This window comes from Nevskiales bacterium (assembly GCA_035574475.1).
In the GTDB taxonomy this organism is placed as follows: Bacteria; Pseudomonadota; Gammaproteobacteria; order Nevskiales; family DATLYR01; genus DATLYR01.
In genome coordinates this window covers 1-2925 of the sequence record DATLYR010000067.1, presented here as the reverse complement: position 1 = coordinate 2925, position 2925 = coordinate 1, and the positions used below count along the sequence as shown (strand labels likewise).

Sequence of the window (2925 nt, the reverse complement as noted above, 5' to 3'; positions counted from 1 at the left end):
CCCGCCATGCCGCCGGCGCGGTGGACTTCGCCACCGAGGGCGCGATCTTCAACGGCATGGGCATGGAAACCGTGGTACTCGGACCCGGCAACATCGAGCAGGCGCACCAGCCGGACGAGTACCTGGCGCTGGACCGGATCGAGCCGACCGTGCGGCTCCTGCGCCGGCTGATCCAGCGGTTCTGCGTGGAATAGAACAGGATGGTCAGGATTCAGCAGGATGAACAGGATTATGAAGTTTCTGGACTCAAGCATGAATTCATCCTGATCATCCTGAGACATCCTGTTAATCCTGTTCTATTTCTCCCTATAATCCGCCGACCTGAACAGGCGCGGCGGGACGGCTATGTCGGCTGAATCGTTTCTGCGGGTGTTGCGGGGCTCGGCCCCGTACATTCATGCCCACCACGGGCGCACCTTCGTCATCGCCTTCGGCGGCGAGGCCGCCGCGCGCCCGGATTTCAGCCGCCTGATCTACGACATCGCCCTGCTGCACAGCCTGGGCGTGAAACTCATCCTGGTGCACGGCGCGCGCCCGCAGATCGACGCCCAGATCAAGGCGGCGGGCCTGGAACCGCGGTTCGCCGGTCCCTTGCGCATCACCGATCCGGACACGCTCAGCTGCGTGAAGGAGGCGGTCGGCAGCCTGCGCATGGAGATCGAGGCGCTGCTCAGCACCGGCCTGGCCAGCACGCCGATGGGCGGCGCGCGGCTGTCGGTCGCCACCGGCAACCTGGTGATTGCGCGGCCAGTCGGGGTACGCGACGGCATCGACCACCTGCTGACCGGCGAGGTACGGCGCATCGAGGCCGAGGCCATCAAGGCGCACCTGGCGCGCGACAGCATCGTACTGCTGTCACCCGTGGGCTATTCCCCGACCGGCGAGATCTTCAACCTGCGCTACGAGGACGTGGCGGCGGCGGCGGCCGAGGCGTTGGGCGCCGACAAGCTGGTGTTCCTGCTGGACGAGAAAATGAAAGGCGCGCGCCAGCTCAAGCTCGAGGACGCCGAGGACCTGTTACGCCGCGACAAGGCCGGAACGCTGACCAGCCACCTGAAGCTCGCCGTGCGCGCCTGCCGCCAGGGCGTGCGGCGCGTGCACCTGATCAGCCACCAGCAGGACGGCACGCTGCTGCAGGAGCTCTACAGCCGCGACGGGGTGGGCACGCTGGTGTTCGCCGACAGCTACGACGTAGTGCGTCCGGCGACCATCGACGACGTCGGCGGCATTCTCGGCCTCATCACGCCACTGGAACAGGCCGGCGTGCTGGTCCCCCGTTCGCGCGAGCAGCTGGAGCTCGAAATCAGCCACTTCTTCGTGATGTTGCGCGACGGCCTGATCACGGCCTGCTGCGCACTGATGCCCTATCCCGAGGAAAGGCACGGCGAACTGGCCTGCGTGGCGGTGCATCCGGACTACCGCAAGCAGGGCCGCGCGCAGGCGCTGCTCGACCAGGTCGAGCGCAGCGCGCGCCAGCAGCGGCTCAAACGGTTGTTCGCGCTGACCACGCATGCGCCGCACTGGTTCATCGAGCGCGGCTTCAGGACCGCGTCGCTGGACGAGCTGCCGCTGAAACGCAAGCAGCTGTACAACTACCAGCGCAACTCCAAGGTCCTGGTCAAGGACTTGTAGACAGCCGCAGGCGAAAAGCGCGGAATGGACAGGATCAACAAGATTCTCAGGATCAACAGGATGAACTTCCTGCAAGAACAAAAACCTCTATCGTGTTAATCCTGTAAATCCAGTCTATCCTGTCTAAATCTTCTTTTCTGCATGACCAACGCCGAACTCAGCGCCCGCGACCTCGCCCATGTCTGGCATCCGTGCACGCAGATGCAGGACCACGAATGGCTGCCGCTGGTGCCGATCCGCTCCGGCTGCGGCGCCTGGCTGGAGGATTTCGACGGAAAACACTACCTCGATGCCATCAGCTCCTGGTGGGTGAATCTCTTCGGACACTGCCACCCAGCCATCGTCGGCGCGGTCAAAGATCAGCTCGACCGCCTCGAGCACGTGCTGCTGGCCGGCTTCACGCACGCACCGGTGGTCGAGCTGTCCGAGCGTCTGGTGCGGATCGCGCCCGCCGGGCTCACGCGCTGCTTCTACGCCGACAACGGCTCCGCGGCCGTGGAGGTCGCGCTGAAGATGAGCTTCCACTACTGGAAGAATCTCGGGCGCAGCCAGAAAAAAAATTACATCGGCCTGTCGAACAGCTACCACGGCGAGACCCTGGGCGCGCTGGCCGTGGGCGACGTGGACCTCTACAAAAAAACCTACGCGCCGCTGCTGATGCAGGCGATCAGCGTGCCCTCGCCCGACTGCTACGGACGCGACGCGGACGCGAGCTGGGAGGCGCACAGCCGCGCCATGTTCGCGCACATGGAAGAGGCTCTGGCCCGGCACGCGCACGAAACCTGCGCAGTGATCGTGGAGCCACTGGTGCAATGTGCGGGCCACATGCGCATGTATCATCCGGTGTACCTGTCGCTGCTGCGCGAGGCCTGCGACCGCCACGGCGTACACCTGATCGTGGACGAGATCGCCACCGGCTTCGGCCGCACCGGCAGCTTGTTCGCCTGCGAGCAGGCCAGCATCCGGCCGGATTTCATGCTGCTGTCGAAGGGCCTGACCGGCGGTTTCCTGCCGCTGGCCGCCGTGCTGACCACGGATACGGTCTACCAGGCCTTTTATGGCGACTACGCCACGCTCAAGGCCTTTCTGCACTCGCACAGTTACACCGGCAATCCACTCGCCTGCCGCGCCGCGCTGGCCACGCTGGACCTGTTCGCAGCCAGCGACGTGCTCGGCAACAATCGCCGGCTGGCGCAGCAGATGGGTCGCGCCGTCGCCGCGCTGCAGGACCATCCGCATGTCGCGGAGGTGCGCCAGACCGGCATGATCCTCGCCATCGAGATGGCACCGGAT

General features: G+C 65.3%; 3 protein-coding genes. All 3 read left to right on the top strand.

Annotation, left to right across the window (positions count from 1 at the left end):
* On the top strand, window positions 1–194 hold a 194-nt coding region (locus tag VNJ47_03810; protein ID HXG27958.1), incomplete at its 5' end, for a M20/M25/M40 family metallo-hydrolase.
* 151 nt (window positions 195–345) lie between these two features.
* Window positions 346–1632 (top strand): amino-acid N-acetyltransferase, encoded by a 1287-nt coding sequence (gene argA / locus VNJ47_03805; protein HXG27957.1) that lies wholly within the window; start codon window positions 346–348, stop codon window positions 1630–1632.
* 141 nt (window positions 1633–1773) lie between these two features.
* A partial coding sequence (locus VNJ47_03800; GenBank protein ID HXG27956.1) for an adenosylmethionine--8-amino-7-oxononanoate transaminase occupies window positions 1774–2925 on the top strand: 1152 nt, incomplete at its 3' end.